This is a genomic window from Winogradskyella epiphytica (assembly GCF_003217215.1).
Classification (GTDB): domain Bacteria; phylum Bacteroidota; class Bacteroidia; order Flavobacteriales; family Flavobacteriaceae; genus Winogradskyella; species Winogradskyella epiphytica.
The window spans coordinates 103,803-123,286 of the sequence record NZ_QJTD01000002.1 but is presented as its reverse complement, the minus strand read 5'-3'; the positions used below and the strand labels follow the sequence as shown (position 1 = coordinate 123,286).

18 protein-coding genes are annotated in these 19,484 nt (G+C 34.2%); 3 read left to right on the top strand and 15 right to left on the bottom strand.

Annotated elements, in window-relative coordinates:
- Window positions 1-3: 3 nt before the first annotated feature.
- The 11 genes from DFQ11_RS05825 to tilS form a co-directional block, all read right to left on the bottom strand.
- Window positions 4-510 carry a hypothetical protein gene (locus DFQ11_RS05825; RefSeq protein WP_110474933.1) on the bottom strand — a complete coding sequence of 169 codons (507 nt, stop codon included), beginning with the start codon at window positions 508-510 and terminating at the stop codon, window positions 4-6.
- Between the two features lie 85 nt (window positions 511-595).
- Window positions 596-1,447 (bottom strand): 5-oxoprolinase subunit C family protein, encoded by an 852-nt coding sequence (locus DFQ11_RS05820; RefSeq protein ID WP_110474932.1) that lies wholly within the window; start codon window positions 1,445-1,447, stop codon window positions 596-598.
- A complete protein-coding gene (pxpB, locus tag DFQ11_RS05815; protein WP_110474931.1) occupies window positions 1,440-2,171 on the bottom strand; it encodes a 5-oxoprolinase subunit PxpB in 732 nt (243 codons plus the stop codon). The genes DFQ11_RS05820 and pxpB overlap by 8 nt, the downstream gene beginning before the upstream one ends.
- Before the next feature lie 6 nt (window positions 2,172-2,177).
- Window positions 2,178-2,921: a 5-oxoprolinase subunit PxpA gene (gene pxpA, locus DFQ11_RS05810; protein WP_110474930.1), complete on the bottom strand. Its 744-nt coding sequence runs from the start codon at window positions 2,919-2,921 to the stop codon at window positions 2,178-2,180.
- 1 nt (window position 2,922) lies between these two features.
- Window positions 2,923-4,149 carry an Nramp family divalent metal transporter gene (locus tag DFQ11_RS05805; RefSeq protein WP_110474929.1) on the bottom strand — a complete coding sequence of 409 codons (1,227 nt, stop codon included), beginning with the start codon at window positions 4,147-4,149 and terminating at the stop codon, window positions 2,923-2,925.
- A complete protein-coding gene (locus tag DFQ11_RS05800; protein WP_110474928.1) occupies window positions 4,149-5,261 on the bottom strand; it encodes a DUF2891 domain-containing protein in 1,113 nt (370 codons plus the stop codon). Before DFQ11_RS05800 ends, DFQ11_RS05805 begins: the two co-directional genes overlap by 1 nt.
- Window positions 5,262-5,354: 93 nt before the next feature.
- On the bottom strand, window positions 5,355-6,893 hold the full coding sequence (locus DFQ11_RS05795; RefSeq protein WP_110474927.1) for a YifB family Mg chelatase-like AAA ATPase: 1,539 nt from the start codon (window positions 6,891-6,893) through the stop codon (window positions 5,355-5,357).
- Between the two features lie 28 nt (window positions 6,894-6,921).
- Window positions 6,922-7,881, bottom strand: coding sequence for a YheT family hydrolase (locus DFQ11_RS05790; RefSeq protein ID WP_110474926.1), 960 nt, complete (start codon window positions 7,879-7,881; stop codon window positions 6,922-6,924).
- Between the two features lie 90 nt (window positions 7,882-7,971).
- Window positions 7,972-9,861, bottom strand: coding sequence for a CocE/NonD family hydrolase (locus tag DFQ11_RS05785; protein ID WP_110475514.1), 1,890 nt, complete (start codon window positions 9,859-9,861; stop codon window positions 7,972-7,974).
- An 85-nt stretch (window positions 9,862-9,946) separates the two neighbouring features.
- Window positions 9,947-11,566, bottom strand: coding sequence for an adenine deaminase (gene ade / locus DFQ11_RS05780; RefSeq protein WP_110474925.1), 1,620 nt, complete (start codon window positions 11,564-11,566; stop codon window positions 9,947-9,949).
- Window positions 11,567-11,649: 83 nt separating this feature from the next.
- Window positions 11,650-12,972, bottom strand: coding sequence for a tRNA lysidine(34) synthetase TilS (tilS, locus tag DFQ11_RS05775; RefSeq protein ID WP_110474924.1), 1,323 nt, complete (start codon window positions 12,970-12,972; stop codon window positions 11,650-11,652).
- A 199-nt stretch (window positions 12,973-13,171) separates the two neighbouring features.
- Between tilS and DFQ11_RS05770 the strand changes: the two genes are divergently transcribed.
- Window positions 13,172-13,861, top strand: a complete 690-nt coding sequence (locus DFQ11_RS05770; RefSeq protein ID WP_110474923.1) for a hypothetical protein — start codon at window positions 13,172-13,174, stop codon at window positions 13,859-13,861.
- Between the two features lie 83 nt (window positions 13,862-13,944).
- Here DFQ11_RS05770 and DFQ11_RS05765 read toward each other — a convergent pair whose 3' ends face one another.
- Window positions 13,945-15,246 carry an anthranilate synthase component I family protein gene (locus DFQ11_RS05765; RefSeq protein WP_110474922.1) on the bottom strand — a complete coding sequence of 434 codons (1,302 nt, stop codon included), beginning with the start codon at window positions 15,244-15,246 and terminating at the stop codon, window positions 13,945-13,947.
- Window positions 15,247-15,361: 115 nt separating this feature from the next.
- Here DFQ11_RS05765 and DFQ11_RS05760 point away from each other — a divergent pair, with 115 nt between their 5' ends.
- Window positions 15,362-16,252, top strand: coding sequence for an aldose 1-epimerase family protein (locus tag DFQ11_RS05760; RefSeq protein WP_110474921.1), 891 nt, complete (start codon window positions 15,362-15,364; stop codon window positions 16,250-16,252).
- A gap of 39 nt (window positions 16,253-16,291) precedes the next feature.
- A complete protein-coding gene (locus DFQ11_RS05755) occupies window positions 16,292-17,641 on the top strand; it encodes a DEAD/DEAH box helicase (RefSeq protein WP_110474920.1) in 1,350 nt (449 codons plus the stop codon).
- A gap of 185 nt (window positions 17,642-17,826) precedes the next feature.
- On the opposite strand, the gene DFQ11_RS05750 is transcribed toward DFQ11_RS05755, so the two are convergent.
- The 3 genes from DFQ11_RS05750 to DFQ11_RS05745 are packed head-to-tail and all read right to left on the bottom strand — an operon-like array spanning window position 17,827 to window position 19,455.
- On the bottom strand, window positions 17,827-18,660 hold the full coding sequence (locus tag DFQ11_RS05750; RefSeq protein WP_110474919.1) for a mechanosensitive ion channel family protein: 834 nt from the start codon (window positions 18,658-18,660) through the stop codon (window positions 17,827-17,829).
- Window positions 18,661-18,704: 44 nt separating this feature from the next.
- Window positions 18,705-18,878, bottom strand: a complete 174-nt coding sequence (locus DFQ11_RS15250; protein ID WP_189343007.1) for a hypothetical protein — start codon at window positions 18,876-18,878, stop codon at window positions 18,705-18,707.
- Entirely contained in the window at window positions 18,862-19,455 is a 594-nt protein-coding gene (locus DFQ11_RS05745; protein ID WP_110474918.1) for an RNA polymerase sigma factor, read from the bottom strand. The genes DFQ11_RS15250 and DFQ11_RS05745 overlap by 17 nt, the downstream gene beginning before the upstream one ends.
- Window positions 19,456-19,484 lie beyond the last annotated feature (29 nt).

Genomic DNA, 19,484 nt, shown 5'->3' with positions numbered 1-19,484 from the left:
ATTTTATTGAGGGTAATTTGCACTTGGAGGATAGCCGTGACCTGCTCTGTTTAATCCATTAGCTCCAGGAATATCATCACCTCCATCTTGGAAATAAAATAAACTACCTTCAGATTTATTCATATATCCGGTAGGTGCTAAAAACAATGTGGTTAACCCTTTTTCACTATTCGTATCAGGATACGCACCTAAATACACACGTAAACCATCTAAAATATAGCCCTTGCTCTTGGCTTGATCTTTTGCATACACCAAATAGTTTTCAATATCCTCCAATTTGTACCAAGAAGATCTGTTGTCTTTTTCCTTAAAGTCTTTAAAAAGTGAGTCGTTGATAATAGCATAGCGCACATTATAAGCTTGATCCATGGCTTTCATTTCATCTGGAGTCACAATGCCCGAAGGTTGACTTATAGGTGGTGTTGATACGTCTAAATCTTTATTCGTGTAATAATACATTGCTAGGGCACCAAGGATAATTCCTAGGATGAGTAATCCAAAATTTTTCATTTTTAATTAGTTTGGTTGATTAATAGAGCTTGTAAATTATTGTTTTTAATTCACATATAAAATATTTATGAAATGTTTCGATAAATTAAAGGCTTATTAATTGAAAGTTGATAGTATTACCTGTTGTTTTTTGACTTAAAATATTAATTGCTTTTTTAGTTAATTGTAATACACGAGGATATCCACCTGTGGTTTGTGCATCACGCATTAAAACGATTAATTGGCCTGATGGTGTAAGTTGAATAGTGCCAGGTAAAACAGGCCCCGTTAAGATTGGCTCTAAGTTATTTTTTAAGAAGGGTTGAAGTTGATACGCCATCCTGTTGTTATATTTTGAAACTTGAAAACTTCTTGAGACGAGTAGTGATTTTTGCTCTTTTGAAAGTTTATCGAATTCAGGACCTTCAAATGCTTCTAAAACTTGGTCATCCAGTATGGACGAATCAAACCTCAATGTTGCATTTTTACGTTTATAATTAATTGATAGGTTGCGTACATTTAATATAGATCCTGATTTTATGTTTACATCTTTGGTTATTGCTTTGGCCATACTCCTACTCCCTAATACTTCCTCTGTTAAAAAACCGCCTTCGACTCCTAGATATGTTCTGAAGCCTTTTATTGCATTCCCAAATGATAAAACATCTCCAGTTTTGACATTAATCGAATTAAACATTGGAATTGGTAAGTCATTTAATGTCGGTCTCATGTTTGCTCCTGTTATAGCTATAGCAGTTGATGTCTGAAATTTCAATTGAGCTCCAATCATGGTCATTTCTAAAACAGCTGCATTCTGAGTATTACCTAAAAGTGCGTTAGCAAACAGACTTGAATACGAATCCATAGCTCCTGAAACAGGAACTCCATACGTTCGATATCCAAAACGTCCTTGATCTTGAATTGTTGAGTAAAATCCTGATTTTAAAACTTTAATCATGTAATATCAGTTGATCTGTATTAAAATTTAAACTCTTCACCTCCTTCTCAATTTCCAGGTATTTAGATTTTGTAATTGGGTAGAATTTTACTTGGTCTCCAGCTTTTATAAAACATGGAGGATTATCTTTAGGATTAAAAAATTCAATAGGTGAATTGCCTATGACCTGCCATCCTCCAGGACTATCTTGAGGGTATATTCCGGTCTGTTTCCCACCGATTCCAACTGACCCTTTTTTAATACTTAGATTGGGTGTAGACTTACGGTCTAAATATAGTTTTGAATCAAGTCCTCCCAAATACAAAAATCCAGGTAAAAACCCTTGAAAATATACCGTATATTCAACCTCGGAATGACGCTTAATTATTTCGAGTTTTGACAACTTTTTTTGTTCTGAAAAACGCTCCAAATCTGGTCCTAATTCACCATCATAACATACAGGAATATGATAGGAAATCGTTTCCTTTATATTCGTGTTTTCTGTTTGTCTAAAAAGCTCTTTTAGTCTAAAAACTGCATCATTGATATTATCAATAGTATAATTGTAAATAATTAATAATGATGAGTATGTGTTTGCTACCTCAACTATTTCTTTAAATAAATTAGCACTTATAATTTCTTTATAAAAAAGTACGTCCTGAAGAATTTTTTGCTCTATTTTCATAGGCCATTCTACTAAAATGGAATTCTCGTCATACTGTAAAAACCGAAGATTATAAGCCATGATTTTCTACTGAATTTTAATGTGATTTTCATGTAATCCTGAGGTCAAATGCCTTAAAATATTTAAGGCATTTTTAGTGTCACTATGGACACAAAATGTAGATGCTTTTATAGCTACTTGTGTCCCATTTACAGTTCTAACTTTTTGATGTTTCACCATATTCAAAACATGATTTAAAATCTCCTTTTCACTCTCTAAAACGGCATTTTTATTTGCTCTTGAAACTAATGTCAAATCTTCATTATAATTTCTATCTGCAAAGGCTTCAAATTTAACAGTGACACCTTCATTTGCTGCCAAATTAGCCACGACAGAATTATAGGGTGCATATAATTTAATTGGAGAAGCAATGCTCTTTATGACTTCAACAATGACTCTAGCTGTTTTTTCATCTCTATTAGCTAAATTATATAAGGCTCCGTGAGGTTTAATATGATGTAGTTGTGCGTGTTCATTATGTAGCACCGTTTGTAACAGACGTATTTGATGTTTTATACTGGTATATAAATCTGCTGCAGACATCTCCATAATTTCTCGTCCAAAATTTTCTAAATCTGGAAACGAGGGGTGAGCTCCAATTTTAACTTTATGCGATTTCGCGAGTTGAACCACATTGGTCATAGTTTGTAAATCACCAGCATGACCACCGCAAGCAATACTACATGAAGTTAAGAATGGCATAAGCTCAGGTTCATTACCTATACCTTCACCTACATCTGCATTTATATCTACGCTTACAAATTCGTTCATCCTACACTAAATTAAATACGCTTAAAATTCCTTTAATCCCTAGAAAGATAGTGATAACTAAAATTATTAAGCCAAAGAAATTCTGTAGTTTCGAATTTTTATACGCACCTAATACGCTTGACTTGTTCATGATCCACAATAGAAATCCAGCAATCACAGGCAATAACATGCCATTGGCTACCTGTGCGAATTGTATAATTTCAATAGCCGAAAATCCAATACTTGAAAATACAACACCTAAAACTACAATAACCATCCAAACCGATTTAAACTTTTTAGATTTTAAATCTGCTTTCCATCCGAGACAACCACTTGTTACATACGCTGCTGCTAATGGTGCTGTAATAGCACTTGTGATTCCGGCGGCAAATAAACCGACGGCTAAAAAGTATTTCGCATAACTTCCAAATAATGGTTCTAAGCCAAGAGCTAAATCAGCAGCACTTTCAATAGATTGCTTTTGAATTGCTGAAGCTGCAATAATTATACACATAGATACCGTACCGCCTAAGACCACAGCGATTAATGTATCTCTTTTAGCCAGCGGTAAGTCGCTTTTGTCCTTCCATTTGGTTTTAGCTAAAGACGCGTGTAGAAAGAGATTATAGGGCACTACTGTAGTACCAATTAAAGCGATTACTGTTAAAACACTACCCTCAGGAGCAGTAGGAATAAAAACACTTTTAAAGATTTCAAAGAGATTCGGCTTGGTTAATATAGCTGCAGTAATAAAGGCGATACTCATTAGAATCACAAGGAAAACAAATGCCTTCTCTAGTACTTTGTAATTTCCTATATAAAGCAAAACAAAGGCTACACTTCCAATTATGACGCTTAAAATATTAAGTTTAAGACTTCCTATTTCTAAAACTATATCTCCAACTATAGTCTCCATTCCTAAAGCACCTCCGCTAATGTTCCCCGCTTCATAAGCCGCATTTCCAATAACAACAGCGCTAAGAATTAGTAGTAATGCCACCGCCTTTACCGCAGGATGTTTAATTTCTTCCCTAATAATTTCTGATAATCCTTTTTGAGAAACTATTCCCAATCGTGCCGCCATTTCTTGTAAAATAACAGTCGCAAAAATAGACAAAGCCATTGCCCATAATAAGGTAAACCCAAAATTAACTCCAGCTAAAGTACAGACCGTAACCGTGCCAGGACCAATAAAAGCAGCTGCTACTAAAGGTCCGGGTCCAATATTTTTAAAATATTTAATGATCATCAATCCATAGAGTTTAAGGCGTAAATAGCAAAGCTACCCAACCAATGACCGCCTTCATAGCTATCCCCAACAATACTTGGCCATGAATAATTTATATGTTTATTCGCAATATTTGTTAGATGTTGTAGTTCTGGTATATCTTTCGCAATAAAGTTCAAACTCCATGCGCGAGAAAAATTCACACCATCTAAATGCACTAACTTTCCATCCTCTCTGTCTGAAACCTCTCCGACAGACCAATCAAAGTTCACATCGTTTAATTCGGGTAGAAAATCATTAAACCAAACTTTAAATTCAGACATTGGTAACACTCGTTTCATTAAAGCAGCCTCTTCTAGACACGGCGATAGGAAATCGAACCCACTTGGCTCCCATCCTAAAGGGCAACTTTGGTCATCTTCATAAAACTCTATTGCCCTTTTCTCTATCAATTCTTTTAATTCGATACTATTAGCAACCAAAGCATAATCATAAGCAAAACTTAACCCGAAAGCCGTATTAGAGTGCTCACCAACTCGAATAGGATAGTTTAACTTTGGAAGGAATTCCATATATTTTTCTACCATCAAATCGGTTAAAGGTTTAAGATTACCTTCTAATTCACGCGCTATGGGACTATCCCAAGTATGTAGATCTTCTGCCAATTTTAGTACCCAAGCCCATCCATAGGTTCGCTCAAATGATGCATTGTGTTTTCCTTCGAAATATAGCACCTCCTGTTCAATATTTGCTTTTGATATATTTTGAAGTAGCATCTCTTCAATTTCAGCTTTGTTTTTTAAATCTGGAAAAGTTTTTAAGAGAGATACTAAGCTCCAATGCCCATGAACAGCAGAATGCCAATCAAAACAACCATAAAATGCAGGATGCAATTCTTTTGGTGACTTTAATTCTGAAGCATCAGCTAAAGTTTGATTGAGTTTGTTCGGGAATTCTGTATTTATACAATCAATAGGCAATTGCGCTAAACGATTAGCTTGTTCTAAATTCAAAGTAGGTTGATTTACAATTTCAACTTTATTTAATGTCTTTTGGCTGAAAGATTGACTTTTATTTGAATCTTTGCAACTTAATGTTATTAGAAACAAGAATAAGATATATAGGTTTTTCATATTTTGAAATTTATAGTGTTTTTGTAAGGAAGAATCACAACTGCGGTATTTATGCATTGGGCTCCAGATAAATTGATAACTAAATTGATTTTCTCAGCCCAACCATCCATCACGGTCCAAGCTACGATATTGAATGGCTTCACTTATGTGAGCGCCTAATACGTTTTCTGATTCTTCCAAATCGGCTATAGTTCGAGACACTTTTAATATTCTATCGTAAGCTCTCGCAGATAGGTTTAAATTGTCCATAGCTGTTTTTAATAATTGTAAAGACCCTTCATCTAGCTTACAAAATTGCCTAATTTGCTTGGTACTCATTTGTGCGTTATAATGAATGTTTGGCAAGTCCTTAAATCGTTCTGTTTGCTTTGCTCTCGCTTTAGTGACTCGTTCTCTAATTTTTACGGAAGACTCCCCTTTTCTATCATCTGACAGCTTTTCAAAAGGCACAGGCGTTACTTCTATATGAATATCGATACGATCTAATAAGGGGCCTGAAATTTTTCCCATATAGCGTTGCATTTCTGTAGGTGATGATGTTATTGGCGAATCAGGATCATTAAAATATCCGCTAGGACTTGGATTCATACTTGCTACTAACATAAAAGATGACGGATAGGTCACGGTAAATTTAGCTCTAGAAATTGTCACTTCCCGATCTTCTAATGGTTGACGCATAACTTCGAGGACTTCTCGCTTAAATTCCGGCAATTCATCCAAAAACAGAACACCATTATGGGATAATGAAATTTCCCCAGGCTGTGGGTAACTCCCACCACCAACTAAGGCCACGTTTGAAATCGTATGATGTGGACTTCTGAATGGTCGTTGCGCCATTAAACCGGTATGCTCTTTTACACGGCCAGCCACCGAGTGTATTTTGGTAGTTTCTAATGCTTCACGCAAAGTCATAGGTGGTAAAATACTTGGCAATCGCTTAGCTAACATGGTTTTTCCAGAACCTGGAGGACCAATTAAAATGATATTATGTCCGCCTGCAGCCGCAATTTCCATACAGCGTTTTATGGATTCCTGTCCTTTCACATCAGCAAAATCATACTCAGGAAAATCGAGCTTTTTATAGAATTCTTCACGTGTATTTATAATGGTTTGTTCTAATGGCTCCCCTTTATCAAAATGTTTAATGACTTGCATGATATGCTCTACACCAAAAACCTCTATGCCATCCACAATAGCCGCTTCTTTAGCATTTTGAATGGGTAAAATAAAACCTTTGAAACCGTCTTCTTTAGCTTTGATAGCAATTGGTAGAGCACCTTTAAAAGGCTGTAGACTACCATCTAAAGATAATTCGCCCATAATGATATAGTCCTCTAAATTTTCAGCTTTTATTTGGTTTGAGGCAGTTAAAATTCCGATGGCCAAAGACAAATCATATGCAGAGCCTTCTTTACGCAAGTCCGCCGGCGCCATATTAATAGTGATTTTTTTCCCTGGAATCCGGTAGCCGTTATTTTGAAGTGCAGCAGCAATACGATAATTACTTTCTTTAATGGCGTTATCAGGCAAGCCCACTAAATGATAACCAATTCCTTGATCTACGTTAACCTCAACAGTAATTGTAGATGCTTCTACCCCAAAAACAGCACTTGCGAATACTTTTTTAAGCATAATTGATTAGTTTTCATAAATCTACAAATTAAAGTTGATTAATAAAATCTAAAGCTCTTTGCTCGTTATAATAAATATTTCGCTTTCCTATAAAACCTACATGTCCTCCAAATCTTGGCATCTCTAAATGTAAATTAGGGTTTTCTTTTGCAGCTTTTATAGGGTAACATGTAGCAGACAAAAAGGAATCGTTTAATGAATTGATAATTAAAGAAGGGATTTCAATATGAGGAAGAAACTGGAGGCAACTCGACTTTTCATAATAGTCAAAAGCATCCTTAAAACCATGTGCTTTAGACGTATATACGTTATCAAAATCTATTAAAGTTTTTATTGAATTAAACTCTTCAATCGTCAATTTTTCAGGATATTGAGATAGCTTTGAAACTAATTTATCTTTTAAGTGAGCTAAAAAACGAATCGCATAATGTTTGTTTTTTAAACTTAATAATTCATCACAAGAACCCTTTAAATCACAAGGTGTAGATATACCAATTACAGCTTTAATTTCTTTCGGAATGGAATGGCCTTCACCAACATATTTTAAGGCTAAATTAGCACCTAAACTAACCCCTTTAATAAAAATTTCGTTGTATTGATTTTTAGTTAACACATGTTTAATTACAGCGTCTAAATCCTCTGTTGCACCAGAATGATAACTTCGAAATAATCGATTAGGCTCTCCACTACAACCTCTAAAGTTGACAGCCACAGCATCAACCCCATGATCATTAAACAACTTAGCCGAACCTGTAATGTATGGGCGTTGTGCATTTCCTTCGAGTCCGTGAAGCAGAATAATTAGTTTATTCGGTGTTTGCTCCGCATAACTCCAGTCCAAATCTAAGAAATCTCCATCAGGTAAATCTATTCGTTCTCTTGTTTGCTCTATACCATTTACACTTCTTACCAAACCTGAATATACCGTAGAAACAAAACTTTTCTTCGCCCAAAATGGTGGTTTGTATGTAGAATCTATTATTGGCATTTTTTAGAGTTAAATGTTTGTTTAATATGAAGATAAGTTAGCTTACCTAAAGATTTTTATGAACTGTTATCAATACAGATTTAACATCATCTATTTAAGAATTGTAAATTCGATTGCAGAGTCATTATAAACTTTATGAGTTTGTTTTTGAAAATCTTCTTCCTTGGCTTCAAAAATATTTTCGACATACGTTTGAGGATTTACGTCTATGTATGGAAAAAAGGTACTTTGCACTTGTACTTGGATTTTATGTCCTTTCTTAAAGGTATGAAACACATCTTGCAACTTTATATTCACAGCTGTTTTTTCATTAGGAACAAATGGTTCTGGATGCGTCATGCTATTTCTAAAACGTCCGCGTAACACTTCACTTCTTACCATCATATGATAGTTACTCAGCTTTAAATGATCTTGTATATCCTCTGTGTTTTTTGTGTCAGCAGGAAACACATCAATTACTTTCACTATCCAATCGGCTGCTGTTCCTGTAGTTGAAACATTGAGTTTAGCTAAAATATCACCGGCAAGTGTAACATCTTCTTCTAAAATTTCAGTTTCAAAAGTCAGAACATCCGGTCGTCTTGAAGCAAAGCGCTGATCGTCTGTCATGAATTTCCTCGGTGTAAAAACCACTTTGATATCTTCAGTATAAGGAACAGGTTTTTTAGGATCGCTTATAAAATCGGAAGATGCATATTTTTTGTTTGGTAGTTCCGTTAGTTGCTCATAAGGCTGCATATAATAGTTGGCCTTAATAGTGTTTTCTGGTGGCCAAGAATCAAAAGACTGCCATTCTTTTGTTCCGGTGTTAAACATTTGCGCTTCTGCTAAATCTAAATCTCCATTAGCCTCACCTTTTAAGAAATGATTAAAGAATTTAGTTTCAACATTTTTTTGAAAACGATCAGAGATACTATCTCCAAAATGAATATTACCAACGACTTGTCTCCCGTTGTTCCTAGCCCAATCACCATGACTCCAAGGTCCAAAAACTATGGCATTATAGCTATTACTATTCTCCTCAATACTTTTATAGGTGTTAAATGGCCCATATAAATCCTCAGCATCAAATAATCCGCCAACAATCAAGGTGGCAGGTTTAATGTCTTTTAGATGTTGAATAATCCCTCTACTCTGCCAAAACTCATCATAGGTGACATGATTTTTGATTTGATTCATAAACTCGTTCTCTTCACCATAAAATTTGTCGAGTTTACTTAAAGGTGTATGATCTAAGAAAAATTGGTGTTGATCTTCAGTTTTTATATCTGGAAATTCATACCAAGCTTCAGTAGTTGGATAATCTTTCAAATAACCAAATACGGCGGTTGCTCTCCAATAACTCAATAAAAAGGCTCCATTATGAATAAAATCATCAAAGAAAAAATCACCAATACAAGCTTGAGGCGACACAGCTTTTAAGGCTGGATGCGCGTCTAATAAAGAGTAAGTTGCGTAAAAACCAGGATACGAGATGCCGTAAGTACCAATCTTTCCATTGTTATTCTCAACATTATTTACTAACCATTCAATTGTATCGTAGGTGTCGCTGGCTTCATCAATTTGATTTTCGGTTTTATTGGGAATATAAGCTCTCATATTATCGTAAACCCCTTCACTATTCCAGCGTCCACGCACATCTTGATACACCATGATATTACCTTCCTCCATCAAATATTTATTCGGTCCAATCTGCGATCTAAATTTATCTTCTCCGTAAGGTCTACAGCTATAAGGCGTTCGCATCATAATCATAGGGTAAGTCTTAGAGGTGTCTTTAGGTGAGTAAATCGTAGTGTGCAATTTGATTCCATCACGCATTTCAATCATTACTTCTTTTTTGTTGTAATGGTCTTCAACATTATACGAGGCTTCAACTTCAAACTGTGAGGATTTAGGAGCGACGGGCTTTTCTGTTGTTTTGCAACTTGCAAATGCAAAAACAAGTATTAATAAAAAATAAATTCGGTTGGATTTCATTGTGGTTGGATTTTGAATGGTGTTATCTATATGTTGTAAACGATTTTTCTGTAAGAACTTAAAATACTTAGCGCTTTTAATAATCTTATACTTCCAATGGCGTGAATTCAAACTTTCCACCGTTAAAAAGTCCTTTATCACTTAATTTCAGAGCAGGAATCACCAATAACGCCATAAAAGACAAGCTCATATATGGTGCATTTAAGGTGCTTCCTAATGCTTTAGCCATTTTATCCAATTCGGCATAACGTTTTCCGATGGTTTCCGCATTTTGATCACTCATGATTCCAGCAACTGGTAACGGAATAACTTTTTCTTCTGAATTGCTCACAGCACAGATTCCGCCTTCATTTTCAATTAATAAATTAACAGCTTTACAAATGGCATCGTCCGAAACACCGACGACAATAATATTATGTGAGTCATGACCAACCGAACTTGCAATCGCGCCTTCTTTTAACCCGAAGTTCTTGATAAAAGCAATGGCTGGTTTTTGATTCCCATAACGATTAACCACAGCCATTTTTAAAATGTCAGTTTCTGTATTAGAAACGAGATTTCCATGATCAATAGTTGCTTCTTCAATTAGTTCATTAGTCACTAATTCGCCATCCATACACTCTATGACACGAATTTGTTTGGATTTTGATTCGAATCTAAAATCTGACACTTGTTTTTTGTCAGTATTGAAGTTATTTAAATTTTCAAATTCGACATGTTGAATTTTTGAAATACCATGATCAAAGACTAATTCGCCATTGATATAAGTTTGAAGCGTTTTAAAGTGCTTCAAATCTTCAATAATAATGCAATCGGCTGCATCGCCTAATTGTAATAAACCAACATCCAAATTATAATGCTTCACAGGATTTATACAGGCCGCTGTAAGGACTTTAAATACATCGACACCTTTTGCGACTGCTCTGTCGCATAATTGGTTTATATGCCCTAATAAGAGATCGTCAGGGTGCTTGTCATCACTACAGAACATCATGTTTTCATAATACGCATCTAATAAACCGATTAAAGCTTCAAAATTCTTTGCCGCGCTACCTTCACGAATAATCACTTTCATGCCTTTCTGAAGTTTTTCTAATCCTTCATTATAAGTAAAACATTCATGATCGGTTGAAATACCTGCAGAAATATACTTGCTTAAATCTTCTCCTCGTAATCCTGGTGCGTGCCCATCAACAGGTTTATTATAGTGTTTTGCCCATTCTATTTTTTTGAGCACCTCAGAATCATCATAAATGACTCCTGGATAATTCATCATTTCCGCCAAATACTTTATATCTGGATTCGACATTAGCGTTTTAATATCATCAGAATCGATAACTGCTCCAGCAGACTCAAAACTTGTTGCCGGCACACAAGATGGTGCTCCAAAATTGAACTTAAAAGGTGTTTTCTTTCCATTTTCAATCATGAACTCCACACCTTTTACCCCAAGCACGTTGGCAATTTCATGCGGATCTGAAACTGTAGCCACTGTTCCATGCTTAACAGCGATCTTAGCAAATTCCGATGGGACTAACATAGAACTTTCAATATGAATATGAGCATCTACAAAACCTGGAAGGATATAATGGTTTTCCTTGCAGTCTTTTTCTTCAATGCTTTTTATTTTACCATTTTCAATGGTGATTTCACCTTTAAAGATTTTACGGTTTTCAATATCTACTATGTTTCCTTTTAATTTCAAAATACTTGGTTTTAAATTGGCATCACCTGAGGATCAATACACTTATTTTTACAAATAAGCTCGTTCGAAAATAGAATGATGATTTAATTCTCTAGTGTTATTTTTACTATATGTTTTGTGCTATCGGTAACTTTAAAACGGTCATCCGCGCGTTTACCAATCACCCATACAACTTTGCCATTAGAATTCAACAAACATATTTTCTCCTTCTCTACTAATGATAATTTTTCGTCCTTAAGATACTTACTCACTTTCTTTTTGCCAGACATTCCAATAGGTTGAAAAACATCACCCTCTTCCCAAAGTCTAAGTTCTAACGGGAATTTTAAACGGTATTTATCTACATAAATACTATTATTTGATGTCGTTGTTATGTTTTCAACGGTATCAAATTTTAGTTCTCCTATTGGAGTAGAAATTCGTCCGTTCTGCAACTCATTTTCACTAAGGGTTACCGTTTTTATATTTATCTGTTTTAATTCTGCCAATATCAAATTCTCACGATGTTTAATTAAACGATGTGTATTTGATTTTACCATTTTTCCAGATTCTGCAACTAATAAATTAAGAACATCATTCCATTCTGTAAAACCGTAATCTTTAAACAGTTCGAATAAATAAGCTTTTGGATTAGCTGTCTTAGTGAATTCAGCGATACTATAGGATGTTCCGTATTGATCAGTGGCTACAACCGCTTGTTTCGTAAAGGACTTTATACTTTCATTTACAATAGATGCAGTATCATTAAGATTTGAGAGCGTGTTTTGAAAACTATCCAGTAAATGAGGATTAATTTCTTTTAAGATTGGTACAACTTCATGCCGCAGTTTATTTCTCAAATATTTTCTTGAGGCATTCGAGGCATCTTCTCTCCAAAGAATGCCCTCTGATTTAGCGTAAGCTTCAATTTGTTCTCTTGAAAAGACTAATAATGGTCTCGCAATATTCTCATTTAATACAGGAATTCCGGTGAGGCCATTTAAACCTGTTCCTCTGGAAAAGTTAATGAGAAACGTTTCTAAATTATCATCTGCATGATGTGCGGTAAGAACATAATCGAACTTTAATTGTGCTGCCAATTCTTTAAACCAATCGTACCTTAACTCACGAGCCGCCATTTGTATAGAGCGTTTGTTTTCTTTAGCGTAAGTTTCAGTATCAAAATTTTGAATAAATATCTCAACATCTAAATCTTCGGCTAGCTCCAATACAAAGCCCTCATCTTTATTACTTTCTTCCTCACGCAAATTAAAGTTACAATGAGCCATTGAAAATTTAAGTCCTAATGACTGACATAAGTGTGATAATACCACACTATCAATTCCACCAGAAACTGCGATGACTAGTTTGCTCCCTTTTAAAAACGGAAGATTGTTGTTTATATGGTTTGTGAAGTCTTTGAGCACCTTCCAAAGGTATTGAAATTATTTATTCTCTCAGTGGTCTAAAAAAAGATTCATAATGAATCATATACACCTTTTATTTAAGGGAAAACATATTTGATACATTCAATTTGTAGACAAATTATTTGAAACTATTATGACAAGAATTTTATTAAAATTAGAACTTTTTAGCTAACTTTAAGAAAACTAAATCATTAGGATTATGAGCATACGTGAAGAACTATCATCGAAATCTGCAAAGACGGCCTTTGATAAAAAGGTACTTTCTGCAATACCGCATTTGCATCCTTATGTAAAACACAGAATTTATATCGCTGAAACCACTGGTATTTTACCCAAAAATATGTTTTCGTCCAATGGACTTATTGACGAAAGTATTATCCTTCTCTACGACAAGGGATTTAATGTTGATGCGGAACCTATGGCCGTACGATTAGAATTATTTAAAATAGTGGATAATTTTATGAATGTACTTTTCAAAAATGAAGCTTATCATAAAAACACTATTAGTACAGATGAAATTCTTAAAAAAGAATTAGATAAACTCGGCGAGGATTATACGGTTGATGCGGACTTTGATTATATTTTAAATACTGAATTGAATGACATTTCGTATCATCAAGACCAGTCGGAACCTCTTCACTTATATTCAGATAAGGAAACATCTCTTTTAAAGGCATTCGATCTGAAAGATTTATCGAATCATCAATCTCCTAAGGTATTCGGACAACTCTATAATTGGCTTCCTTTCAATGTGTCAAATATTGTGGATTTATACATTTTTGGAAAATTAGATTTTGAATCAATTGCTAAGATTAAAAAGATTGAACAAAAACGCGTTGAAGATATTTTTAGCAAGGTGAAACGGACCTTTAGACGACATATTGAATAATTGTTATAACACAGAAACTCTATGTTATGGTGCAGCGTATGTTTAGACAGCTCTTTTAAACCATCACTGTTGAAAATTGAGATCTAATTTTCTAGAACCTCTCGCATAGCTTTCGCTTTAACTAAACATTCCTCGTATTCTTTTAGAGGATCACTCTTGGCTGTAATGGCGCTTCCCACTGAGTAGGACACATATTTCTTTGTTGAATTATAAAGAATACTTCTAATAATCACATTAAAATCGAAATCTCCTTTTGGTGTAAAATAGCCCACAGAACCAGAGTATAAACCTCGTTTAGTCTCTTCAAGTTCTTCAATAATTTTCATGGCTGAAATTTTAGGCGCTCCCGTCATACTTCCCATAGGAAAGGTGGTTTTTATAATATCTACGGGATGTATTTCCTCCTTTACATGAGATTGAATGGTAGAAATCATCTGATGAACTTGTAAAAAGGAATATACCTTACAAAGTTCTTTGACAAGAACAGTTCCTTTTGCTGCTGTATGCGATAAGTCATTTCGAACTAAGTCGACAATCATAATGTTTTCACTGCGCTCTTTAGGGTCTTTTGCTAAATCTTTGGCAAGTTGAATATCCTCCTCCTTATTTTCAGAACGTTTGGCAGTTCCTTTTATAGGTTGAGAAATAACGGTATTTCCATCCTTCTGAATATAACGTTCTGGCGAAGCAGACATCAGATACTTGTCTTCAAATTTTAAAAAACTTGCAAATGGTGGTTTAGAAATGTCATTTAATTTTTTGAACGTCTCTAATGGGTTTATTTCACTGTCTTCAGCATAAAATTCCTGACAAAAATTTGCTTCATAAATATCTCCTCTGTGAATATGAGCAAGCATTTTATTTGCTTTTTCGTGGTAATCGTCTTTATGGATTCTGAGTTTGATTTTGAGCTTGTCCGATTTTTGAGATTTCTCAATTTCGTTCAATATCTCCTTATTTTCTATGAACTTTAAATCTTCTTCAATCTCATCGTCAACCATTCTCATGCATTGAATTTCAACTTGATTATCCTTAAATAAAAATAGTTTTTTGGGTTGAAAAAAATACAAATCCGGAAACTCCAAGCCATCAAAGTTTTCGGACTTCAGTGATTCTGTAGTGTTCTTTAAATCATAAGTGAGGTAGCCAAATATCCAATCCTGAGTAGAGGTTTGGTAATCTTTTAAACGTTCAAAAGCATCAAAGAAATCCGTTTTAATTGAAGTAAATGCGTCAACCGCTAACACAGCATCATACTTGCTGTATAAATCTTTATGATTATTTGAATCTAACCAGACAACATCGTCATATTGTTGACTCCAAAGCAATAGATCTTGTTTAAAGCTTTGAATGTTTTTAGGCTGATGAAAATATTTTGTCCTCAATAGAATAATTATTAGCGCAAATTACCGAAATAAAAATTTGATTGGAAACAAAATTACGATTGAAGCCATAATATAAAAACCTAAGAATTGTATATTTCCAAAAATTATAATTTCCATGTATAGTTTAAAAAACGATTTACTACATATTAAAATAAAGTCAAAAGGTGCTGAGCTCTGCAATATAACATCCGTAAAAAATCACAAAGAGTTCATGTGGCAAGCAAATCCTAAGGTTTGGGGCAGTCATGCTCCCAATTTATTTCCCATAATTGGCAGTATGAAAGCTGATAGCTACATTTACAATGACAGGACTTACACTATGCCAAAACATGGATTTGTACGGCATAATGACAAGCTTACAGTATCCAACCAATCTAAGTCAAGTATTGCTTTTAAACTGGTTTCAAACGATGAATTGTATGAGTATTATCCTTTTTTATTCGAATTTGAAATCACCTATACGCTTTCAAACAATACATTGATAATCCATCATTCTGTAAAAAACAAAGACTCAAAACCTCTGTATTTTTCATTGGGTGGTCACCCGGCTTTTAATTGTCCTCTATTAGCAGATGAAAATTATTCGGATTATTTTTTAGAATTTGAAGTAGAAGAGCATAGTTCTACCTACTTACTTAATATGGAAAATGGTTTAGTAACCAATCGAACAAAACCGGTATTTTCAAACGGAAACAAAATTAAATTACATCCTGATTTATTTAATAATGACGCCTTAATATTTAAAGATTTAAAATCTAGAAAAGTTGATTTAACACATAACACGAAAGGAAAAGTGTTAACTGTCGCTTTCAAGGATTTTCCATATTTGGGTATTTGGGCAAAACCCAATGCGCCTTATGTTTGTATAGAACCTTGGTTGGGCATAGCAGACCATGAAAATACAGATCAAAAATTGGAGACTAAAGAAGGTATAATTAAACTTGAAGCTGATTCTACATTTAACGCTGAGTACAGCATTGAAATAGAACAAACGCATTTAGTGTAAGTAGATTATAAATAGTAAATTTGCACAAAACTACATACAGTGACTTTTAACGATCTTAATTTAAATACACCTTTATACAACGCATTAGACGATTTAGGTTTTACCACACCTACTCCAATTCAAGCAGAATCATTTAATGTGGTTGCTGCAGGTAAAGATGTCGTTGGAATTGCTCAAACAGGTACAGGTAAAACATTTGCTTATATGTTACCTATTTTAAAGAATTTGCCTTTTTCTAAACAAGATAATCCTAGGGTTTTAATCCTTGTACCTACACGTGAATTAGTTGTTCAAGTGGTTAGTGAGATCGAAAAGCTATCTAAATACATTAATAATCGTGTATTAGGTGTTTATGGAGGGACTAATATTAACACGCAAAAACAGGCTGTTGCTCAAGGTCAAGATATCATTGTCGCTACGCCTGGTCGTTTATACGATTTAGCGGTCAGTAGAGTTCTACAATTAAAGTCTATTCAGAAATTAGTAATTGATGAGGTGGATGTGATGTTAGATTTAGGGTTTAGACATCAACTCCTTAATATATTCGACATATTACCAGAACGTCGACAAAATATTATGTACTCGGCAACGATGACTAAAGATGTGGACGATTTAATCACCGACTTTTTTAAGAGTCCTGAGAAAATAGCGATTGCTGTATCTGGTACTCCACTAGAAAACATTAAGCAAGAACGTTACGATGTCCCTAACTTTTACACCAAAGTAAATTTACTTAAGCATTTGCTTCAAGATAAAGAGGAGTATTCTAAAGTTCTAATTTTTGTGGCTTATAAAAAAATGGCCGATCGCTTATTCGATCAATTAGAAGATATATTTCCGACCGAATCTTGTGTTATTCATTCTAATAAAACGCAAAACTACCGACTAAGAAGTATTGAACAATTTAGAGAAGGTAGCAACCGATTGCTTGTGGCAACAGATGTTATGGCTAGAGGTTTGGATATTGATAATGTCACTCATGTTATTAATTTTGACACGCCAGACTATCCAGAGAACTATATGCATAGAATTGGTAGAACTGGGCGTGCTGAAAGAGAAGGCCATGCGCTTTTATTCTCTACAGAGAAAGAACAAGAAGGGTTAGAACGCATTGAGGAATTAATGAAAATGAAAATTGACACCCTAACCATTCCTGAAGGTGTTGAAATTTCTACAGAACTTATTGAAGAAGAACGTCCACAAATTAGAGAGCGAAATAATCCAATTAAAAGACGTGATGAAGATGCTCCAGGTCCTGCCTTCCACGAAAAGAAGGATAAGAATAAAAAGGAAAATTTGGGTGGTTCCTATAAGTTTAAAATGGCTGAAAAATACAAGAAACCTAAAACACGTGGTGACAAAAACTACAATAGAAGAAATAAGAAGTAGTATATAACTACTTAACCCACTTCATAATCTGGAAACATCCTATTTATCCGAAATTATTTTCTAAATAATAATCTGAATATATATTTCAAATAAAAAACCCTAATCAAATTAATGAAAAGGGTTTTAATACATCAAGTACGCAGGATCGCATTTTATGTGAACATAAAACTACTATAACCCTAACCTTATAGCTGATCCTGCATTTGCACTTGATTTTCTACTAAATCATTTATAGGTACAATAAGTTTTCCTTTTGAGTTTTTTAACACCACTGAAATACTTTCTACGGCCTCAATTTTATAAGTCTCATTATTAAACACGATGTTTTGTCCTATTTCAAAAGTCTTACGAGCATAAAATGACTTTAATAATTTACCAACAATTTCTTTAGCTCCCAAGCCAAACGCAATCGCAAAGGCTAATAGGAATGCCGCAATAATCATATTGACATTGTTGGTTATGATTTGCGTATCAATTCCTGCTTGGTTTAAAGCTGTAATCGAAATAAACGTTAGCAATAAGAAAAATACGATTTGGCTAATCATCTTTCCGCCAGAAAGGTCCATAGACTCAAATAGTGATTTTAAACCTTTTTTTACAAAATTAGCGAATAGTAGCCCTAACATAAATATGACTAAGGCGGCAAATAATTGAGGTAAATATGCTAATAGATTACTAATTTGATTAGAAATTATTTCTAATCCCATGATATCGGAAGCCGTTATCAGTAAGACGATGTACATTATCCATCGCACAAAATTTGTTATGATTTTTATAGAATCAAAATTGAGTTGTTTTCCTTCAACAATTTCAATTTCATTTAATTTGTCATCAAGCTTATCGGCTTTAGCGATGATTAAAACTTTTCTGATAATTTTCACAATGAGCTTAGTCGCCAACCAACCTATGAGTAAAACAACCAAGGCTCCAATTATATTTGGAAATACTTTAGTCACCTCTAACCACATGGTTGTTAAGGATTGCATTGCTATGTCTTTGAATTCTGTTACTTTGTCCATACTAATAAGATAATGTTAGGGTTTATTAGTTATTATAAAATTAATTACTTCTTTCTGCTCTTAGTGACACTTTCAATGATATAACTAAGATTATACGAAAATAGCTCAGCCAAATCCATAATTAGCTTTGCCATAGCTATATCATGCATCACTTTATCTTTGAGTTCTGCCGGAACTTCCTTCAAAGGTTGGTTTATTTGTTTAAATGGATTCTCCATCTTTCGTATAATTTGTGTACTTAAGTATCAGTTTTTCTTTTGCTCTTTTCAATCGCATCTTAACCGCGCTTTCTCCAATATCAAAAGCTTCGGATAATTCTTTAATTGATAAATTATCTTGATATTTCAATAATAATATCATCTTTTCTTCTGGAGAAATAAGCTCCATAACCTTTTGCAATTGCTCTACCCTCATACTTGCAAACTCATGAGTAGAATCAACATCTTCACCTATATTTTGGATGTCAACATTTTCAGAACTAACTGATTTTTTTTCTAACTTCTTTGCCGTATTTCTAGTGACATAATTCACACAATGATTATAGGTAAATGCGTATAACCATGTAGAAAATTTAGACTTCCCTTTAAAGGTTTTTAACTTAATAAACACTCTTAAAAATACGTCTTGAGTTAAGTCTTTAGCTTCATCTTTTCCATTCGCAAATCCATAGCACATATTGTAAACCATCGAAGAATATCTATCATACAAAACCTCAAACAACATAGTGTTATTGGTTTTTACGATTGCTTCTACGAGCGCTTCATCGGTTAGGCTATGAGCAGCATCTTGCGTCAAGAGTTTATATGGTCGTTTAATCGTTAGTT